Origin of the sequence: Mesorhizobium sp. M0802 (assembly GCF_040320115.1) — a bacterium.
Lineage (GTDB): Bacteria > Pseudomonadota > Alphaproteobacteria > Rhizobiales > Rhizobiaceae > Mesorhizobium.
Map to the genome: position 1 here is coordinate 36189 of NZ_JAMYOY010000015.1, position 18709 is coordinate 54897.

The following is an 18709-nucleotide window of genomic DNA, read 5'->3' on the forward strand; positions in this document are numbered from 1 at the left end:
GAGCAGAAACTTCACAGGAACGCACAATCATGCCCAGCCGCGAACGCGTCGAAGCCTTCCTCAAGGAGGTGGTCGAAGGCAGCCACGTCAAAGCGATCGCCGACTTCTACCATGACGATGCCACCATGCAGGAAAATCTCGGCGTCCCGCGGCGCGGCAAGGAAACACTGATGGCGCATGAGCAGGCAGCACTCGACCGGATCGAGAAGATGCACACCCATCCTGTCCAGACATTCCTGGTCGATGGCGACAATGTCGCCATCCGCTGGACCTTCGACCGTGTCGACAAGGCCGGCACCGTGCGCCGGCTGGAAGAGGTGGCCCTGCAGCGCTGGCGTGGTGACCGGATTGCGGAGGAGCGGTTCGTCTACGACACCGCCTCGGCCTGGCGCCTCGTCGGGCCGGACGGCAAGGTGGTGGAGGGCTGACGGTCACCGGGGCCACTAGATCATGATGAGATTTGGTTGAAATCTCATCATGATCTAACCCTTTGTTGGAGCATGATCTTTTCCAAAAACCGGCACCCACTTTTTGGGATCATGCTCTAGACGGCCCCGGCTGGGACAGTTACGCACTTGGTGATGAAAGCAGCCGAGAAGGACGGATTGCAGCAAAGCTCAGCGATGGCGCGGCTGCGTGACCGGCTGCGCAAGCTCTATCACGGACGCACGCCGGCGGCGTTCCGGTTTCAGCTGGTGGCGGTCATCATCGACCTCGCCATCATCGCCTTCTTCGTTGCCACGCCGGTGCTCCAGGACAAGCCGTCATTCCTGTGGCTCGACTATACCGTCGCCGCATTGGTCGCCGCCGACCTGATTGCCCGGCTGTTAGCCTCCAACGACATGCTGCGGCTGATGAAACAGCCGACATCCTGGGTCGATGTCTTCATCCTTCTGACGCTGCTGATGCCGACGGCGCTGGCAAATCTGGCGTTCCTGCGCATCCTGCGGCTGTGGTCGCTGTCGCGCAGCGGCTCGCTGTGGCGGCATTTCGAGATGCGCGGGCTAAGGCCATGGCGCGAGGCGAGCCAGGCGGTCATCAACCTTTTGACGTTTCTCTTCGTCATCACCGGTTTCGTCTACACCTTCTTCTTCCGCTCCGGCGCCGGCCTCGAAAACTATGTCGATGCGCTTTATTTCACCGTTGCCACGGTGACGACGACCGGTTTCGGCGACATCGTGCTGCCGGGAATTGCCGGCAAGCTGACCGCAATCGTCACCATGATCATCGGCATCTCGCTGTTCGTCAGGCTGGCGACAGCGATCTTCCGACCGGCCAAGGTGCTCTTTCCCTGTCCGCAATGCGGCCTGCAGCGGCACGAACCGGACGCCGTGCATTGCAAGGCCTGCGGGCATCTCCTCAACATCCCCGACGAAGGAAGCTGATTGGCGGCGGTGCTATGACGTAGCCACTTCCGCTGGTTGCGGCGCCTTGCGCTGCAGGTTGAGCAGGTTGCCCAGCAGGATCAGCAGGGCGCCGCCGGCGGTGAAGGCGTCGATCTGCTCGCTATAGAGCAGCCAGCCGATCAGCGCCGATAAAGGCACGCGCAAGAAGTCCATCGGCGAGATGACGGTCGCGTCGGCATAGGCGAGTGCGCGGGCCATGCAGAAATGCGAAGACATGCCGGTGAAGGCGATCAGGACGATCCACGGCCAGAGTTCCAGTGGCGGGTTGCGCCATTCGTAGAGCGCCGGGATCAAGCCGACTACCGACTGGATGATCAGCATCCAGAAGATGATGCGCACGACGCTGTCGGTGCGTGTCAGCGACTTGACCATGACCACCGAAATGCCGAAGCAGACAGCGGCGCCGAGCACGATCAGGTGCCCCGGATCGACGGCGCCAACGCCGGGCCGCACGATGATCACCACGCCGATCAGCCCCAGCGCGATCGCCGCCAGCTTGGGTCGGGAGAGCCTTTCGCCGAGGAAGGCCACCGCCAGCAGGGCCGTCCAGATCGGCGTCGTGAATTCGATCGAAATCAGCACGGCCAGCGGGATCAGTGTCAATGCGTAAAGCCATGCCGCCTGGCCGGTATAGTGGATGACATTGCGGGCGAGATGGGCGACGGGGCGCTGCGTGCGCATCGCCGCAAAGCCGCCGCTCACAATCACCAGCGGCAGCAGGATGAAAAAGCCGATCACCGAGCGCAGTTCCAGCACCTGGAACACGTTGAGCTCCGCGGTCGTGGCGCGGCCGGCGACCGACATCGCCAGGAACGAGGCGATCGACAGCGCCATCCAGAACGCGGCTTTGGGGATCGATGGGGAAGGTGCCATAGGCGCTATGTCGCAAGCCGGGGCTTCCATCGCAACCGCTAGGCGACGCATTCGACTGGGCCAGACCCGTTGCAAAACAGCCATGCTGGAAGTGGAACCTGACGCAACGGCAGGCGTTGGTTCCCGGTATTGGCCAATTGCTGGACGCATCGTTTCTTAAACATCAACGGGGGAGAGATTCCGATGAAATCATTCGCGCGGTTTCTGCTAGCCGGCTGCCTGCTAACTGCAAGCGCCGCGGCCCATGCCGACGAGGCGAATTTTCTCAGCTCCTTGCAAGGGAATTTCTCCGGCAAGGGGACAGTCAAGGTCACCACCGACGCACCGACGGTGAATGTGTCCTGCACCTTCAATTCCGACGCGACCTCGAGCTCATTGTCGCTTGACGGCAATTGCCGTGGTCTTGTCGTGGTGACGCGCGCCATCAGCGCCAATCTGAAGGCCCGCGGGGCGAAGTATACAGGCGTCTATGTCGGGTCGCGCACCGGGCCGGCACAGCTCGCCGGCAGCCGTTCTGGCAACGCGATCAGTCTCGGCATTCGCTGGGCGGCGGAGGTCAATGGCGATCGTAAGGCGCGGTTGACGGTCGAGAAAACCAGCGGCGACGGAATGCGGTTGACCGTTACCGACGTCGATCCGAAAACCGGCAAGAACGTGGTGACGAGCCGCATCGATCTCAAGCGTATCTAAGCCGTCTCACTCCTCGATCGGCTCCGGCGGGTTGGCGTTGCGGCCTTTGCCGAAGGTGTAGCCGGTTTCCACCGCCTTCTTGCCGAACTTGTCGCGCAGCGTATCGATGGCGCTTTCGGCCATGGCGCGCTTGCGCGAGCCGACGTCGACGAGATCGGGCGGATCGGCCTTCTCGTCATCCGAGAGATCGCTGACACCGATGCCAAGCAGCCGGTACTTTGTCCCGTCCGCCTCCTTGCGCAACAGCTCGAGCCCGGTCTGGAAAATGCGGTCGGCCAGCCGGGTCGGGTCGCCGAGCTGGCGGTTGCGGGTACGCAGCTTGAAATCCTGCGTCTTCAGCTTCAGCACCACGGTGCGCCCGGCAATGCCTGACTTCTTCAGCCGCGCCGAGACCTTTTCCGACAATCCCCTCAGCACTGGAACCAGTTCGCCCATTTCAGCTATGTCGGTGTCGAAAGTGGTTTCGGCCGACACACTTTTCGCATCCTGGTCGGGATCGACACGGCGGTCGTCCTGGCCGCGCGAGAGATGGTAGAGCCGGGTGCCCATCACGCCATAGCGGCGCATAAGATCGGCGCGCTCCATGCGCTGCAACTGGGCGATGCTGCGGATGCCGTCGCGTTCGAGCGTTGCGGCAAAAGCCTTGCCGACGCCCCAGATCAGCGTCACCGGCTGTTCGGCCAGGAAACCCAGCGCCTCGGCTTCGCCGATCACCGAAAAGCCGCGCGGCTTGCGGAAATCGGAGGCAACCTTGGCCAGGAACTTGCAGTAGGAAAGGCCGGCCGAAACGGTGATGCCGATTTCCTTTTCGACGGTCTGCGCAAAGCGCGCCAGCACCACCGCCGGCGGCATGCCGTGCAGGCGCTCGGTGCCGGCAAGGTCGAGAAACGCCTCATCGATGGAGAGCGGTTCGACCAGCGGCGTGAGCGCCTGCATCAAGGCGCGGACATCGCGGCCGACGCGGACGTATTTCTCCATATTGGGCGGGATGACGACCGCTTCCGGACAGGCTTCGAGCGCCTTGAACATCGGCATTGCCGAGCGCACCCCCTTGATGCGGGCGATGTAGCAGGCGGTGGAGACGACGCCGCGCTTGCCGCCGCCGATGATCAGCGGCTTGTCCTTCAGCGCCGGATTGTCGCGCTTTTCGATCGCCGCATAGAAGGCGTCGCAATCGATATGCGCTAGATGCAGCTGGTAGAGCTCGGGATGGCGGGTGAGTCGAGGGCTGCCGCAACGCTCACAGCGCCTGGTATCGCTGCGCTGAAAGGTCAGGCAGTCGCGGCAAAAACCTTGCTCGGGATTGTTGACAGGGGCCGCCATCGCTGCGAACATAAAGAGAACAGATGCAATGGTACGTCAGGACGGAAGCCGCCACAAGCGGTTAGCCGGGAGAGAACTCATGAGCACCACCATAGCGCCGCTGGCGCCTGACCTATGGGCGGATTTCGAGGATCTTTTCGGCAAGCAGGGCGCCTGTTACGGCTGCTGGTGCACGCATTTCCGGATGGCGCCGGCGGTCCGGCGGGCCAGCGACAAGCAGCGCAACAAGGATCATATCAAGGCGCGTATCGAGGCCGGGCCGCCGCCGGGGCTTTTGGCCTTCGAGGACGGCCAGGCGGTCGGCTGGATGCAGATCGGTCCACGCGCCGACGTGCCCGAATGGAACAATCGGGGCCGGGGCTCGGCGCCGGTCGATCCGACCGACGCCGTAGATCCCGGCGTCTGGGCCATCTCCTGCTTCTTCATCCGCGCCAGCGCGCGCGGCCGGGGCGTCAGCCACCGCCTGGTCGAGGGCGGCATCGCTTTTGCCCGCCAGAACAAGGCGCGGCTGGTCGAGGCGTGTCCGATCGACGTGTCGCGCGATTCGCGTTCGATCGGGCTGTTCGTCGGCTCGTCGCGTGTGTTCGAAAAGGCCGGCTTCGAGCGGCTCCTCGAACGCAAGGCCGGCCGGCCGCTGATGCGGCTTGTGCTGTAGGCGGCAGCAATCCATAGGTCTTGTCTTGCGGCTGTGATGGTATTTTCCTACCAGTGGTAGAAGCGGTTTTGACGACTGCAATAAAGTGGAGGATCGATATGAAGCGCGTTTTGCCATTTGCTTTGCTTCTAGCCTGCAGTGCGCCGGCGCTTGGGCAGACGGTCGACAGCGAGGGCGCCAAGCAGCTTACCGACAATCTGGCGCGCTATTTCAGCAAGAAGCCGTTCGAGATCGGATTTCTGAAGGTCTCAGTCGAAGGCGACGCCTACAAGCTCGCATTCGATTTCAAGCCCGTCGTGGAACTCTTGGCAAAACAGGATGGCCTGAAGCTCGATCTCACCCCTTATACGCTGTTGACCAAACCACGCAGCGATGGCGCGTGGGATGTCTCAGGCAATCTGGCGCCGGAAGGGTCGATGGAGTTCAACGGCCCTCAGGGGCCGCAAAGCATGAAGATGTCTATCAAGGGCGGGAAGTTCGTTGGTGTCTACGATCCCGAGTTGGCGGCTTTCAGCAGCGCCACGTCGTCACTTGAAGGCATGAATATGACGTCGCAGGACGCCAGGCAGCGCACGGAGATGAGTTCTGGTGCTGGAACCGCCACAATGAGCGCTACCAAGGGCGCAAATGGCGGTGTCGATTTTAGCATGGTTCAGACGATTGCCGATTTTGCAGAGGTCATCACGATCGACAACCCCAACAGCGGGCAGAAAATCCCGCTGACGGTCAAGTCGCCCGAATTTTCGGTCGACGCGAAAGGCAAGGGGCTGCGCACGAAGCCTATTCTGGACCTGTTGGCTTTCGCCGTGGCCAATGAGGACGAGGCGAAACTGAAAGCCGATCAGGCGGAGCTCAAGTCGCATCTTCTGACCGCGCTGCCGATATGGGAGCGGATTGATGGGGCTTACAGTCTCAAGGATTTCAGCGTCGGCAGCCCGATCGGCAGTTTCGGCGCAGCAACACTCGGCATCGCCTTCGGCATGGACGGTGTCTCGCGCAACGGGACGATCAGCTACGGGATCAAAGCGTCTGGGCTCTCGGTACCGCAAAATCTTGTTCCAGCCTGGAGCGTCGCGCTGTTGCCCACCGACATCGACCTCAATTTCGGTGGGGCCAACATCGATCTCGACACAATGGCCAAGAAGGCTATCGAGGCCTTCGATCTCAACAACAACCCGCCGCTTTCGGCGGATTTCGGCGACGGCGTGAAGAAAGATTTTCTGGCGAACGGCCCCAAGATCCTCATCGGCCACAGCACGGTCAAGGGCGGCGGTGCCGAAATCGGGCTGGAGGGCGATATGACGTTTCCCGATGGCGAGAAGCCCGATGCCAACGTGACGATCGACGTGACCGGCTACGACAAGATCGTGGCAAGCCTGCAGGAGGCGGCGAAGACCGACCCGCAGGCCTCACAGGCTTTTACCGGCGCCTTGGCCATCAAGGGATTTGCCAAGACGCTGCCGGATGGCCGTATCGAATGGGTGATCAACGCCAGGCACGATGGGTCGGTGACGGTCAACGGCGCCATGCTGAAGGGGCCGGATCCGGTCGTGGAAGACAACACCGATCAGGATGCGATCCCTGGCGAGGGCAACAATGGCGGAGCAGGGGCGAAGCTGCAGCCTTGATCGCCAAGCTTGGAGGCGCTTGGGCTTAAAGCCCGAGCGCGCTCGCGATCTTCGGCGCGGCCTCGTGCCAGTCCTCGACGGAGATGATGTCGTCCGGCACCGGCGGCAGGAAGGCGCGCAGCGAATTGTCGGCCATCAGGTGGAAGAGATGGGCGTCGGCAACCGAGTTGCGTGCCGAGATGAGGTTGGCGGGCTGGTCGTCGACAAAGGCTACCGGCCGGCCGTTCTTGCCGCGCAGTTTCGCCACCGCCGGTCCCTTGGCCATTTCGGTGGTCAACAGCGGATAGGGCAGACCGAGCGCATCGAGATGGGCGCGGCGGGCGGCGCGATGCCGGTGCGGCATGGCGGTCAAAAGGACGATCTCGGCGCGGTCGCCAAGGCTGGCAAGCGCTTGTTCGGCACCATCGGTGACGCTCTGCCAGTCGGCCTGCGTATCGAAGAAATCTCCGAGAAGTGCCGTCACCTCCGGCTGTTCGATCAGCCGGCCGCTCGCCGTTTCGGCAATGTTGCCGGTGAGACGGAAGGAGGCCAGGGTCAGGCCGAAGCCGCGCGATTTCAGGAAATGCGGAAACGGCCGGATGAATTCGAGCACGACATCGTCGACATCGAGGATCAGCAGAGGCCGGTCGTCGGCTGCAAGTTCGGCGATCTGGCGTGCCGTCTCGGGATCGTCGCTCATATCGAATGCTCATGGTCGTCGCCGCCAAGAGGCAGCGCGCGCAACGCCTTGCCGACTGAGGCCGGCGGAGTGTCGGTTTCCTCGGCAAAGCGCAGCAAGGTCGGCTCGTGGGCGAGGATGAACTGCAGCACGCCGGCAAGGAATCCCGGTTCGGCCGCGGCGCGGCGGATCGCGGACGCCTCAATGCCGGTGATGGCCAGGAAGCGCGGCAGGAGTTCGGGGTCGGCGGCGACGAAGCCCAGTGCCTTCACGGCAATGGTTTCCGCTTCCTCGCGCATTGACGCTGCGTTTGCCATCACTACTTTCTCGTTGCGGAAATGAGTCTCTTTTCCGCAGTAATCGCAAGCGTCGCCTGCGGCAAGCCACAGCCCCGATCCAATGTGGTTTTCGAGGTGGAATCCGAATGGCTTTTGCCGCTTCGGGTTTGCATTTCGTCAATCATATTGCCTTAAGAGTGAGCGAGGGTTTGGTGTGCTTCGACAAAGGCGCATAGCGGCAGGGCTTCGGGCAGAAGCCTGGCCGGGACGGGAAATCGATGCCTAAGAAGGTCATGATCGTCGAGGACAACGAGCTCAATATGAAGCTCTTTCGCGACCTCATCGAAGCCAGCGGTTATGAAACGGTGCGCACGCGCAACGGGCTCGAGGCGCTCGATCTGGCGCGCCAGCACAGGCCCGACCTGATCCTGATGGACATCCAGCTGCCCGAAGTGTCGGGGCTGGAAGTGACGAAATGGCTGAAGGAAGACGACGACCTCCATTCCATTCCGGTCATCGCCGTCACCGCCTTCGCCATGAAGGGCGACGAGGAACGCATTCGCCAGGGCGGTTGCGAGGCCTACATCTCCAAGCCGATCTCGGTGCCGCGTTTCATCGAGACCATCAAATCCTATCTCGGTGATGCCTGATGCCTGATGCCTTCAGCCGGAGCCTTGTGACATGACCGCGCGGATCCTCGTCGTCGACGACATCCCTGCCAATGTCAAACTTCTCGAGGTTCGGCTGCTGGCCGAATATTTCGAGGTGTTGACGGCCTCCAACGGGCCGGACGCGATCGAGGCCTGCGAAAACGGCAAGGTCGATGTCGTGCTGCTCGACGTGATGATGCCCGGCATGGACGGGTTCGAGGTCTGCAAGCGGCTGAAAAGCGATCCGGCGACCGCGCATATACCGGTGGTCATGGTGACCGCGCTGGGCCATGTTGCCGACCGGGTGCGCGGCCTCGAGGCAGGCGCCGACGACTTTCTCACCAAGCCGGTCAACGATCTGCAACTGATGACGCGGGTGAAGAGCCTGGTCAGGCTGAAGTCGCTGACCGACGAGCTGCGGCTGCGCGCATCGACCACCCGCAACATCGGCATCGAGGCGCTGTTGAGCCGCAGCTTCGCGTCGGAGGACGCCACGCCGAAGGTGCTGTTGATCGACGAGCGCAAATCGTCGGTTGAGCGCATCCAGAACATGCTGCGCGGCAGCGCCGAGCTCGACATTGCCACCGATCCGCATGCCGGCTTCTTCCAGGCCGCCGAGGCGCCCTATGAGTGCGTGCTGATCTCGACCGGTTTTACCGATTTCGATCCGCTGCGGTTGTGTTCGCAATTGCGTTCGCTCGACCGCACCCGCTTCCTGCCGATCATCCTGATTGCCGACGAAGGCGAGGAGGGCCGCATCATCAGAGGCCTCGAACTCGGCATCAACGACTATCTGATGCGGCCGATCGACCAGCAGGAGCTGACGGCGCGGCTGCGCACGCAGGTGCGCCGCAAGCGCTACAATGACCAGCTGCGCGCCAGCGTCACCCAGACCATAGAGATGGCGGTGACCGACGCATTGACCGGGCTGCACAACCGCCGCTACCTCGACAGCCATTTGCAGACGCTGTTCGACCGCGCCGTGGCGCGGCGGCGGCCTCTGTCTGTGATGATCACCGATCTGGACCGCTTCAAGACCGTCAATGACTCGCATGGCCATGATGGCGGCGACGATGTGCTGCGCGAGTTCGCAAGGCGGCTGCGCAAGAACGTCAGGGGCATGGACCTTGCCTGCCGCTTCGGCGGCGAGGAATTCGTCGTTGTGATGCCGGACACGGACGGCGCGGTGGCGGAGAAGGTTGCCGAGCGCATTCGCGCCGAAATCGCCCAGCTGCCCTTTGCCATCGGCCCTGAAGGCAAGGCGATCGAAGTCACGGTCAGCGTCGGCGTGTCATCGGTTCTGAAGGGCGGGGACACGGTCGCGGCGTTGATGAAACGTGCCGACGTGGCGCTCTACGAAGCCAAAAGTGGCGGCCGCAACCGGGTCGTCGCCAAGGCAGCGTAGGCTAGGCCACCGATTATGCAGTCAATCGGACAGGGTTAGGAATTTACCTTAATCCAAGCGATTCGGCAGGCTTGGTTAAGAAACTATTGATTTTCAAACATTGTTGCGCAAATGTGCGGTGCAAGAACAAGGGCGATGCGGGCACGAGGGTAGACAGCCGCATCGCTTCGCCGAATACCCCATGATGCTCAGGTCCGCCGCATCTCCTGGGTCCGTGGGGTCGGCCGGCCGGCGCTGGCACATAGTGGCCTCCTCGTACCGCTGCCATACGCCGACCGGCCCCCTTTTTTGCCAAAAAATGAGATGAGCACTTCGCGCCAAACAGCGGAGGGGTCTGGCTTTTCGGGGCCTTGAATCAAAAACGCCGCCCGAAGGGGCGGCGCTTTTGACAGAGCGTATGAAAACCAGATTACTTGATCTTGGTTTCCTTGAACTCGACATGCTTCTTGGCGACCGGGTCGTATTTGCGGAACGACAGCTTGTCGGTCTTGGTACGGCTGTTCTTGCTGGTCACGTAGAAGAAACCGGTGTCGGCGGTCGACAGAAGCTTGATCTTGATGTTTGCGGCTTTGGCCATTGTATCAGTCCGTTTTGTTCGTGGGGTTTTGGCCGCTGGAGCGGGGGAAAACACCTGGACGCGGGAAACTTGGCGCGACACATAAAGAACGTGCCCGGAAAGTCAAGCCCGACGCCTTGCCTGTGTCGTAAGCACATGAGTTGTCCGGATTAGGTAGCACATGAGTTGTCCGGTTTTATCATCGGCCCGATGGAGGCTGAGGATGAGACGGACAGCATGGCTATAGGCCGGCGAATGCCGCGACGCTGCGAAGCGGCGCTGGTTCGGCAGGGTGGATTGGTCACCCGCGCCCAACTCTTCGCAGGCTCAGGGCATTCGAATCTCGAAAAAGCAAGCAATTGGCTTTTCGTCCGCTACGGACCGCTTCTCACCTCACAACGGGAGAAGGTAAGGCCGGTGCTTCCCCTCAGCGGGGCCGGATTTCTAGGCTCTTCCTTAATTGGAAGCGCTTTCTTCCAGTCCCCGGTGGTGTTCCACCAGCGATTCGGATTGGCGCGGTCGTCCAGGCCCTTGGAGCGGCTGGCGAGGATCGGCTGGATGCGGATCACCGGCTCCTGGTAGGAATGCGCCTGGAAAATCGCCTCGACGACGCGGGCGGCGAGCGCCTGGTCGTCGGGCAACTCGAACGAGACCTCGACGGTGCCGGGGCGGCGGCGCAGTTCGGTTTCGACGCCGGCGGCTGCACCTTCCAGCGGCCGGTAGCGTTCGATGCCGTGCGCCGTTTGATAGGCGTTGCGGTCGTATTTGCCCATTGCCACCGGCGCGATCGCGACCACGGCGTCCATGATGCGGTCGACATCGGCTGCCGGGGCCTGGAAGCTGACAAGCAGCAGAAGCGTCATGCGCAGAGATGTGGTTTCAAAGCCGCTGTCGATCATCGCCGTATCCTCAAACTCGGGTTTTTTGGGACACCCTTTTAGCTGAGGTCTCCTGACACGGTTCTGTCAGCAGCGGCGACATCCCGTCAGGATTGCGCAGGCTGGCGACGGACAGGCTACCAGATCTTGCGGACCAGCCTGGCGCTGACCAAGGCGATATAGGCGGCAAAGAACAGGCCGAGCGACCAGCCGAAGCCGGAGGGCCCGAAGGCATCCATGCCGATGCCGATCGCCTGCGGGCCAAGCACCATGCCGACGCCGTAGCAGAGCACGAAGGCGGCGTTGGCCGAGGCAAGTTCATGGCCGGAGAGCTGCGAGCCCAGATGGGCAAGGCCGATCGTGTACATGGCGGCCACCACACCGCCCCAGACAAACAGAAGCGCCGCCATCAGGTGCCAATTGCCGGCGAAGAACGGCATGAAGATGGTGCCGGCAAGTCCGACGGTGGCACAGGCCAAAAGCAGATAGCGGCGGTCTGAGACGCGGTCGCTGATCATGCCGATAGGGATCTGCAACAGCACGTTGCCGAGACCGATCATGGTGAGCAGGAGGGCTGCATCCGCCTCGGAATAGTCGATGCGGTTGCCATAGACGGGGAACAGCGCAAAGCCGCCGGTCTCGACGGCGCCGAACACCAGCACGGCGGCGGTCGCTGTCGGCACCAGCCAGATGTAGCGCAGGAAGTTGCTGGTTTCGCCGTCAACCACGATTGTGGGACTTTCATTCCGTGCGGCCAGCACCGGGATTGCGGCCAGCGCGACCAGGACGATGATGACGCCAAACGGTAAGAAGCCGGTGCTGCCGATATGGGCGAAGATCCATGGCCCGGCGGCGAAGCCGAGCGACAGCACTGTGGCGTAGATGCCGAGCACCAGGCCGCGCCGGCGCGGCGGCGCCGAGGTGCTGATCCAGAATTCCGACAGGATGAACAGCACCGTCAGGGCGATGTGCAGCACGATGCGTAGTGGGAACCACATCCAGAAGTCCGGCGCGAAGTGGAAGCCGACAAAGGCGAGCGCGCCTGCGGCGATCATGGCGATCATCGTCCAGGCGACGCCGAAGCGCATCGCCAGCGGCGTGGCCAGCGGGGCGCCGGCGATCGAGGCGAGGCCGGCGACCGCGGTGTTGAGGCCGATCATCGATGCCGAGTGGCCGCGGCTCTCGAGAATAACGCTGAGCAGCGGCATGCCGAGGCCTATGGCGATGCCGACGACGCTGATCGACGAGATCGCGGCGATCATCGGTAGCCAATGTACGCGCTCGTCGCCCTCTTGCTGGGTATCGACCGTCATGTGATGCCTGAATACTCTGTCTGTTTGATATTGCGTAATTCCGGACGGAAAACCGCGTCACACTTTTCCTGGAATTGCTCTAAAGAATTTCGCGAACGAAGCGGTTGCGGACAAGCCGGTAGAACGGCACGGACCCACCGGGTCGCAGGCGTGGATCGCCGGCAAGCCGCGTCTCCAGCTCCTGCAAGATCGTTCGGGTGATGTCGGGGATATCGGCCTCTCTGGCCTCGGCGAGCGGCAGCCAGACCAGTTCTTCCAGCTCATTGGTCGGGCCGCCACCCGGCAGTTCCACGGCGACATCGCTGCGCCAGGCGCTGAAGAAGCGGGTGTCGAAACGACGCACGCGATTGGGCGGGGTGATGGCGCGGGCGATGAAGCGCAGCGGCGCCAGCGAAGGCTGGACGCCGTGCTCGACAAAGCCCTGCCAGTCGCGCTTGTCGGTTGCGAACGAGCCTTTGCGGCCGATGAGCAGGCCGGCTTCCTCATAAGTCTCGCGGATGGCCGAGAGCGCGATGGCACGGGCCCGCGACGGGCTGATGCGGCCGACGCCGGCGGTCAGCCTGGCTTCTTCCTCCGGAAGCAATGGGGTGGCAGCGGCAATGCGGCTGTCGGCCGAATCGGTGCGGCCGCCGGGAAAGACGAACTTGCCGGGCATGAAGGCGTGGCCTGCATGGCGCCGGCCCATCAGCACCAGAATCTCGTCGCCCTCGCGGTCGAGCAGGATCAGGGTGGCGGCATCGCGCGGGCGTATGGGCAGGCCGCTGTGGGCGGCTGCGCCACGGTCCATCCTGCTGACTTCCGCCTTGGTCATACCTTCCATGCGCAGGACCTAGCGGAAACTTCTGGCAAACGAAAGTGGCCTTTCACGGTCGGCATGTTGCGCCAGGCGACATTGCCCTGACGCAAACTAGGTTCCGGGATGCGGCTCGGTGCCGTCTTTTTCGCCGCCGAAGCCGTGCATATAGAGCGCCCATTGCAGTCCGATGACGGCGCCCTTGACCGGTTGCAGCAGAGCGACCGACAGCACGATGGTCAACGGCACCCAAATGGCGATGTGCTGCCACATGGAGAGCGTCGACGTCGCCTCGACGCCCATGAAGGCGCCGAGAACGATGTGGCCGACGATGACGATGACGAGATAAGCGGGCAGGTCGTCGGCGCGGTGGTGGTGGAACTCCTTACCGCACGCGGCGCATTTGTCGACGCTTTTGGTGAAGCCGGCGAACAACCTGCCTTCGCCGCAATGCGGGCAGCGGCCAAGGGCGCCGCGCTTCATCGCCGTCCACAGCGGGCGGGCGACTCGGCCCGAATGATGTTCGCCGCCGAAAACCTGCTTCTGGATTCCCATTTCGCTTGCCATTATCGTCTCCTGCCGCGCGACCCCGGGCGCGATTGCGACGCGCGGGCGCGGCCTTTTGCCTTGTGAAACGACCGTTTGGAGCCGGGCAGGGGCTTCGGGTCGGTCAGCATCTCGAAACGCATCGCGCCGGCCATAGGCGCCACCTCGATCAGGCGAACCTCGACGCGGTCGGCAAGCTGATAGCCCTTGCCGGTGCGTTCTCCGAACAGCGATCGCGCGGTTTCGTCATATATATAGTAATCGCCATCCAGACTTGACACCGGGATGAAGCCATCTGCGCCAAACTGCGGCAATTGGACAAATAGTCCCGATTTGGTGACGCCCGAAATGCGGGCGTCGAAGCGGTCGTCGATGCGCTCGGCGAGGTAGGCAGCGATCAGCCGGTCGACGGTGTCGCGCTCGGCCGCCATGGCGCGGCGCTCGGTGCCCGAGATCAGCACCGCGACGTCTTCCAGCCGCGTCTCTTCGTCCCGCGTCAGCCCGCCGGGGCCGAGCTCAAGTGCGGCAATCAGCCCGCGATGCACGATCAGATCGGCATAGCGGCGGATCGGGGAGGTGAAATGCGCGTAGCGCTTCAGGTTGAGGCCGAAATGGCCGATGTTCTTGGGCGAATATTCGGCCTGACTCTGCGAGCGCAGCACCACTTCGTTGACCAGCCCCTCATTGTCGGCGCCACGCACGCGCTCGAGAATGCCGTTGAACTGGGCGGGCCGCATCTGCGCGCCACGCGCCAGCGACAGGCCGAGCGTCTGCAGGAACTCGCGCAGCGATTCCTGCTTGGCCAGCGACGGCGCATCGTGGACGCGGTAGACCAGCGCCTGCTTCTTCGCTTCCAGCGTTTCGGCGGCGGCGACATTGGCCTGGATCATGAATTCTTCGATCAGCTTGTGGGCGTCGAGCCGCTCCGGGACGATGACGCGGTCGACGGTGCCGTCCGGCTTGAGCAGGATCTTGCGCTCCGGCAGATCAAGCTCGAGCGGCTGGCGGCCATCGCGGCCGCGCTTCAGGATGGCGTAGGCGTCCCACAGCGGCTTCAGCACCGTATCGAGGATCGGGCCGGTCTTGTCGTCAGGAAGGCCGTCTATCGCGGCCTGGGCCTGCGGATAGGCGAGCTTTGCCGCCGATTTCATCATGACGCGGTGGAAGGTGTGACGCAGCTTGCGGCCATCGGCGGCAAAAATCATGCGCACGGCAAGCGCGGGACGGTCCTGGCCTTCGCGCAGCGAGCACAGGTCGTTGGAGATGCGCTCTGGCAGCATCGGCACGACGCGGTCGGGGAAATAGACAGAATTGCCGCGTTTCAGCGCCTCGCGATCGAGTGCGGTGCCATAGCGGACATAGGCCCCGACATCGGCGATCGCCACTGTGGCGATCACGCCGCCGGGGTTCTTCTCGTCGAGGTCGGGCGTGGCGAAGACGGCGTCGTCATGGTCCTTGGCGTCGGCCGGGTCGATGGTCACCAGCGGCAGGTCGCGCCAGTCCTCGCGATGAGCAAGCGTCGCCGGCTTTACCGCCTCGGATTCGGCGATGACGTCGGCCGGGAAGATATGCGGAATGTCGTGCGTGTGGATGGCGATCATCGAGACCGCCTTTTCGCTGGTCAGCGAGCCCAGCACAGCCAGCACTTTTGCGCGCGGCAAACCATACCGGGAGGCCCGCGCCGGCTCGACCTCGACAAGGTCGCCGTTCCTGGCGCCGTTCTGGAATTCCTTGTCGACGATCAGTTCGGGCTGGCGACGTTCGACCGGCTCGATTCGGAAGGTGCCGTCCCTCAGGATACGGAAGACGCCCAGCACGGCATCGGTGCGCTTCTCGAAAATCTTCATCACGCGGCCGGTATAGGCAGGCCCGGTCGCATCGTCGGTCGGGAAGGTCTTGGCCAGCACACGGTCGCCGATGCCCGGCTGCGGGCCATTGCCGCCGCGGGAGACGCGGATCGAGATGACCGGCGGTTCGCCGGTGCCGACGGCCTCCGCCGGATGCGCCAGCAGAATACCGTCGCCGTCGCGGCCGAAAATGTCGAGCACGGCGACATGGGGCAGGGCGCCGACACGGGCCAGCCGCTTGCGCTCTTTGGTCAGGATGCCTTCGTCCTGCAGGTCGCGCAGAATGTCCTTCAGCCAGATGCGGTCGTCGCCGCGCAAGGCAAACGCCTTTGCGATGTCGCGTTTTCCCGCGCGGTCGGGGTTCTCGGCGATGTAGCGCAGGATTTCGTCACGCGAGGGCCTGTAGTCGTCCTTGACCTTGGCCCTCGTGTCGGCGGTGCGCGGATCGCCGTGGCTTCTACCGGTGATCCTGCGCGCCACGCTGCTATCCCTTTTTCTTCGCCGCCGGCTTCTTGGTCGCCGACTTCTTGGCTGTGGTTTTCTTGCCAGTGGTTGTCTTGGCAGTGGTTTTCTTGGCTGTGGGGGCCTTGGCGGCTGCCGCCTTGCGGAACGGCTTCTTGCCGCCGCCCTTGGCTTCCTTCTCGGCAATCAGCGCCACCGCGTCCTCGACGGTCACCGACTGCGGATCCTTGCCCTTGGGCAGTGTCGCGTTGACCTTGCCGTAGTTGACATAGGGCCCGTATTTGCCATCGCGCACGACGATCTTGCCGCCGCCATCGGGATGGTCGCCGAGTTCCTTCAGCGCCGCCGCGGTGCCGCCATTGCGGCCGCCCTTGCCCTTCAGCTGCTTCTCGGCGATCACGGTGACAGCGCGGTTGAGGCCGATCGAGAACACATCCTCTACGCTGTCGACATTGGCATAGGTGCCATCATGCAAAACGAATGGACCATAGCGGCCAAGCCCGGCGGAGATCATCTTGCCGGATTCAGGATGCTTGCCGATATCGCGCGGCAGCGACAGCAGCGCCAAGGCCTTTTCATGGTCGATCGAGTCGGGCGTCCAGCCCTTGGGCAGGCTGGAGCGCTTGGCTTCCTTGCCGTCGCCGCGCTGGATATAAGGACCGAAGCGGCCTGAGCGCAGCGTGATTTCCTCTGCCGTGTAGGGATCGTTGCCGAGGACCTTGGTGCCATCCTCGCCGCCGCCATTCTCGCCATTCGGGTTGGCGGCGTCGCCGAGCTGGCGGGTAAAGGAACATTCCGGATAGTTGGAGCAGCCGACGAAGGCGCCGAACTTGCCGAGTTTCAGCGACAGATTGCCGGAGCCGCATTTCGGGCAGATGCGGGGATTCGAGCCATCCTCCCGCGCGGGGAACACCAGCGGCGCCAGTTCCTCGTTCAGCGCATCGAGCACGTCGGTGACGCGCAGTTCCTTGATGTCGGCGACCGCGCCGGAAAAGTCTTTCCAGAAGTCGCGCAGCACGTCCTTCCAGGCGAGCTTGCCGTCGGAAATCTCGTCAAGCTTTTCCTCGAGTGAGGCCGTGAAGTCATATTCGACATAGCGCTCGAAGAAGCTTTCGAGGAAAGCCGACAGCAGCCGGCCCTTGGCCTGCGGCACCAGCCGGCGCTTGTCGATGGTGACGTAGTCGCGGTCTTCCAACGTCTTCAGGATCGCGGTGTAGGTCGATGGACGGCCGATGCCGAGCTCTTCCAGCTTCTTGATCAGCGACGCCTCGGAGTAGCGCGGCGGCGGCTCGGTGGTGTGCTGGGTGGCATTGATCGCCTGACGGGCCAGCTGCTCGCCGGCACGGATCTCGGGCAGACGACGGTTTTCCTCGTCTTCGGCGTCGTCGTCCTTCTGGTCGGTGTAGGCGGCGATGAAGCCGTCGAAGCGAACGACGGAACCGACGGCGCGAAGCTCCGCGGTGCGAGCGCCATTGACCGCCTCGATTTCGACCGTGGTACGCTCGATCTCGGCCGACTGCATCTGGCTGGCGATGGCGCGCTTCCAGATCAATTCGTAAAGCCGCAGCTGGTCGGAATCGAGATACTGCCTGACCGAAGCCGGCGTGCGCATGAAATCGGTCGGGCGGACCGCCTCGTGCGCTTCCTGGGCATTCTTGGCCTTGGCTGTGTACTGGCGCGGCTTTTCCGGAAGGTATCTTGGGCCGAATTCCTTGGCGATGGTGTCGCGGGCGGCGTCGATCGCCTCCGGCGCCATCTGCACGCCGTCGGTTCGCATATAGGTGATCAGGCCGGTGGTCTCGCCGCCGATCTCCATGCCTTCATAGAGGCGCTGCGCCACCTGCATGGTGCGCGTCGCCGAAAAGCCGAGGCCCGACGATGCCGCCTGCTGCAGCGTCGAAGTGGTGAAGGGCGGGCCAGGATTGCGCCTTGTCGGTTTGGCTTCCACCGACAGAGCCTTGAAGGTCGCGCCTTCGAGCATGCCCTTGATATCGTCGGCCTGCGCCTTGCTGGCGATGTCGAGCTTCTGCAGCTTCTTGCGCTCGAACGCGGTCAGCCGCGCCTCGAAGCTGTCGTTACGTGGCGTGCCGAGGAGGGCAGCGATCTGCCAGTATTCCTCGCGGATGAAGCGCTCGATCTCGGATTCGCGGTCGCAGACCAGGCGCAGCGCCACCGACTGGACGCGGCCGGCCGAACGGGCGCCCGGCAATTTGCGCCACAGCACCGGCGACAGCGTGAAGCCGACGAGATAATCGAGTGCGCGGCGAGCCAGATAGGCATCGACCAATGGTGCATCGATCTGGCGCGGATTGGCCATCGCTTCCAGCACCGACGACTTGGTTATGGCATTGAAGACGACGCGGCTGACCGGCTTGTCCTTCAACACGCGCTTCTGCTTGAGCACCTCCAGCACGTGCCAGGAAATGGCTTCGCCCTCGCGATCCGGATCGGTGGCGAGGATCAGGCCATCGGCATCCTTGACCGCGTTGGCGATGTCGGTGAGACGCTTTCCGGACGCGGTGTCGACCGCCCAGGACATGGCGAAATCCTCGTCGGGACGCACCGAACCATCCTTGGCCGGCAGATCGCGGACATGGCCGAACGAGGCCAGAACCTTGAAGTTCTTGCCGAGATACTTGTTGATTGTCTTTGCCTTGGCCGGCGATTCGACGACGACGACGTCCATGAGGTCTCATATCAGCTGTGGGGCGGCAGAAGAATTCCGCTGCGTGACGCATTCAATTGGTC

General features: G+C 63.1%; 17 protein-coding genes and 1 pseudogene. 7 read left to right on the top strand and 11 right to left on the bottom strand.

The genetic code is table 11. The features are described from left to right. Window positions 1–29 precede the first annotated feature (29 nt). Entirely contained in the window at window positions 30–428 is a 399-nt protein-coding gene (locus NKI10_RS20500) for a nuclear transport factor 2 family protein (RefSeq protein WP_023667583.1), read from the top strand. Window positions 429–581: 153 nt separating this feature from the next. Further along, window positions 582–1385: a potassium channel family protein gene (locus NKI10_RS20505; RefSeq protein WP_023695434.1), complete on the top strand. Its 804-nt coding sequence runs from the start codon at window positions 582–584 to the stop codon at window positions 1383–1385. Between the two features lie 12 nt (window positions 1386–1397). Here NKI10_RS20505 and NKI10_RS20510 read toward each other — a convergent pair whose 3' ends face one another. Then, a complete protein-coding gene (locus tag NKI10_RS20510) occupies window positions 1398–2279 on the bottom strand; it encodes a DMT family transporter (protein WP_023704543.1) in 882 nt (293 codons plus the stop codon). 183 nt (window positions 2280–2462) lie between these two features. Between NKI10_RS20510 and NKI10_RS20515 the strand changes: the two genes are divergently transcribed. Further along, window positions 2463–2969, top strand: a complete 507-nt coding sequence (locus NKI10_RS20515; RefSeq protein ID WP_023681578.1) for a hypothetical protein — start codon at window positions 2463–2465, stop codon at window positions 2967–2969. A gap of 6 nt (window positions 2970–2975) precedes the next feature. On the opposite strand, the gene NKI10_RS20520 is transcribed toward NKI10_RS20515, so the two are convergent. After that, window positions 2976–4304: a DNA polymerase IV gene (locus NKI10_RS20520; RefSeq protein WP_352861698.1), complete on the bottom strand. Its 1329-nt coding sequence runs from the start codon at window positions 4302–4304 to the stop codon at window positions 2976–2978. A gap of 67 nt (window positions 4305–4371) precedes the next feature. Here NKI10_RS20520 and NKI10_RS20525 point away from each other — a divergent pair, with 67 nt between their 5' ends. Continuing rightward, complete coding sequence (locus NKI10_RS20525) at window positions 4372–4947, top strand: GNAT family N-acetyltransferase (RefSeq protein WP_023710630.1); 576 nt, start codon at window positions 4372–4374, stop codon at window positions 4945–4947. Between the two features lie 98 nt (window positions 4948–5045). Continuing rightward, the gene (locus NKI10_RS20530) at window positions 5046–6575 is read left to right on the top strand and encodes a DUF2125 domain-containing protein (RefSeq protein ID WP_023734459.1); all 1530 of its coding nucleotides are present in this window, start codon (window positions 5046–5048) and stop codon (window positions 6573–6575) included. A gap of 25 nt (window positions 6576–6600) precedes the next feature. On the opposite strand, the gene NKI10_RS20535 is transcribed toward NKI10_RS20530, so the two are convergent. Both NKI10_RS20535 and NKI10_RS20540 read right to left on the bottom strand, forming a co-directional pair. Continuing rightward, complete coding sequence (locus NKI10_RS20535; RefSeq protein ID WP_023701190.1) at window positions 6601–7254, bottom strand: hypothetical protein; 654 nt, start codon at window positions 7252–7254, stop codon at window positions 6601–6603. After that, a complete protein-coding gene (locus NKI10_RS20540) occupies window positions 7251–7550 on the bottom strand; it encodes a DUF3572 domain-containing protein (protein ID WP_023688310.1) in 300 nt (99 codons plus the stop codon). Before NKI10_RS20540 ends, NKI10_RS20535 begins: the two co-directional genes overlap by 4 nt. 239 nt (window positions 7551–7789) lie before the next feature. On the opposite strand from NKI10_RS20540, the gene NKI10_RS20545 reads away from it, so the two are divergent. Together NKI10_RS20545 and NKI10_RS20550 are read left to right on the top strand one after the other, a co-directional pair. Beyond that, the gene (locus NKI10_RS20545; RefSeq protein WP_023667574.1) at window positions 7790–8161 is read left to right on the top strand and encodes a response regulator; all 372 of its coding nucleotides are present in this window, start codon (window positions 7790–7792) and stop codon (window positions 8159–8161) included. Window positions 8162–8192: 31 nt separating this feature from the next. Further along, window positions 8193–9566 (top strand): PleD family two-component system response regulator, encoded by a 1374-nt coding sequence (locus tag NKI10_RS20550; RefSeq protein WP_023734458.1) that lies wholly within the window; start codon window positions 8193–8195, stop codon window positions 9564–9566. 409 nt (window positions 9567–9975) lie between these two features. Here NKI10_RS20550 and rpmG read toward each other — a convergent pair whose 3' ends face one another. From rpmG to topA, 7 genes and pseudogenes are all read right to left on the bottom strand, one after another. Continuing rightward, window positions 9976–10143 (bottom strand): 50S ribosomal protein L33, encoded by a 168-nt coding sequence (gene rpmG / locus NKI10_RS20555; protein ID WP_006201775.1) that lies wholly within the window; start codon window positions 10141–10143, stop codon window positions 9976–9978. 449 nt (window positions 10144–10592) lie between these two features. Continuing rightward, window positions 10593–11021 (bottom strand): annotated as a pseudogene (locus NKI10_RS20560) (YqfO family protein); the annotation flags it as partial. Between the two features lie 116 nt (window positions 11022–11137). Next, window positions 11138–12313 (bottom strand): MFS transporter, encoded by a 1176-nt coding sequence (locus NKI10_RS20565; protein WP_352861701.1) that lies wholly within the window; start codon window positions 12311–12313, stop codon window positions 11138–11140. A gap of 79 nt (window positions 12314–12392) precedes the next feature. After that, window positions 12393–13133 (bottom strand): NUDIX hydrolase, encoded by a 741-nt coding sequence (locus NKI10_RS20570; RefSeq protein ID WP_352861703.1) that lies wholly within the window; start codon window positions 13131–13133, stop codon window positions 12393–12395. Window positions 13134–13220: 87 nt separating this feature from the next. Beyond that, entirely contained in the window at window positions 13221–13673 is a 453-nt protein-coding gene (locus tag NKI10_RS20575) for a DUF983 domain-containing protein (RefSeq protein ID WP_352861705.1), read from the bottom strand. After that, entirely contained in the window at window positions 13673–15979 is a 2307-nt protein-coding gene (gene rnr / locus NKI10_RS20580) for a ribonuclease R (RefSeq protein ID WP_352861707.1), read from the bottom strand. Before rnr ends, NKI10_RS20575 begins: the two co-directional genes overlap by 1 nt. Window positions 15980–15983: 4 nt before the next feature. Next, window positions 15984–18647, bottom strand: coding sequence for a type I DNA topoisomerase (gene topA / locus NKI10_RS20585; RefSeq protein WP_352861709.1), 2664 nt, complete (start codon window positions 18645–18647; stop codon window positions 15984–15986). Window positions 18648–18709: the final 62 nt, after the last annotated feature.

Excerpts from the sequence above, each read along its gene's own strand:
- NKI10_RS20575 (WP_352861705.1), bottom strand. The coding sequence starts at position 13,673 with ATGGCAAGCGAAATGGGAATCCAGAAGCAGGTTTTCGGCGGCGAACAT.
- NKI10_RS20540 (WP_023688310.1), bottom strand. The coding sequence starts at position 7,550 with ATGGCAAACGCAGCGTCAATGCGCGAGGAAGCGGAAACCATTGCCGTG.
- rpmG (WP_006201775.1), bottom strand. The coding sequence starts at position 10,143 with ATGGCCAAAGCCGCAAACATCAAGATCAAGCTTCTGTCGACCGCCGAC.
- NKI10_RS20545 (WP_023667574.1), top strand. The coding sequence starts at position 7,790 with ATGCCTAAGAAGGTCATGATCGTCGAGGACAACGAGCTCAATATGAAG.
- topA (WP_352861709.1), bottom strand. The coding sequence starts at position 18,647 with ATGGACGTCGTCGTCGTCGAATCGCCGGCCAAGGCAAAGACAATCAAC.
- NKI10_RS20505 (WP_023695434.1), top strand. The coding sequence starts at position 582 with ATGAAAGCAGCCGAGAAGGACGGATTGCAGCAAAGCTCAGCGATGGCG.
- NKI10_RS20550 (WP_023734458.1), top strand. The coding sequence starts at position 8,193 with ATGACCGCGCGGATCCTCGTCGTCGACGACATCCCTGCCAATGTCAAA.
- NKI10_RS20500 (WP_023667583.1), top strand. The coding sequence starts at position 30 with ATGCCCAGCCGCGAACGCGTCGAAGCCTTCCTCAAGGAGGTGGTCGAA.
- NKI10_RS20525 (WP_023710630.1), top strand. The coding sequence starts at position 4,372 with ATGAGCACCACCATAGCGCCGCTGGCGCCTGACCTATGGGCGGATTTC.
- NKI10_RS20520 (WP_352861698.1), bottom strand. The coding sequence starts at position 4,304 with ATGTTCGCAGCGATGGCGGCCCCTGTCAACAATCCCGAGCAAGGTTTT.
- NKI10_RS20565 (WP_352861701.1), bottom strand. The coding sequence starts at position 12,313 with ATGACGGTCGATACCCAGCAAGAGGGCGACGAGCGCGTACATTGGCTA.
- NKI10_RS20535 (WP_023701190.1), bottom strand. The coding sequence starts at position 7,254 with ATGAGCGACGATCCCGAGACGGCACGCCAGATCGCCGAACTTGCAGCC.
- NKI10_RS20530 (WP_023734459.1), top strand. The coding sequence starts at position 5,046 with ATGAAGCGCGTTTTGCCATTTGCTTTGCTTCTAGCCTGCAGTGCGCCG.
- NKI10_RS20510 (WP_023704543.1), bottom strand. The coding sequence starts at position 2,279 with ATGGCACCTTCCCCATCGATCCCCAAAGCCGCGTTCTGGATGGCGCTG.
- NKI10_RS20570 (WP_352861703.1), bottom strand. The coding sequence starts at position 13,133 with ATGGAAGGTATGACCAAGGCGGAAGTCAGCAGGATGGACCGTGGCGCA.
- NKI10_RS20515 (WP_023681578.1), top strand. The coding sequence starts at position 2,463 with ATGAAATCATTCGCGCGGTTTCTGCTAGCCGGCTGCCTGCTAACTGCA.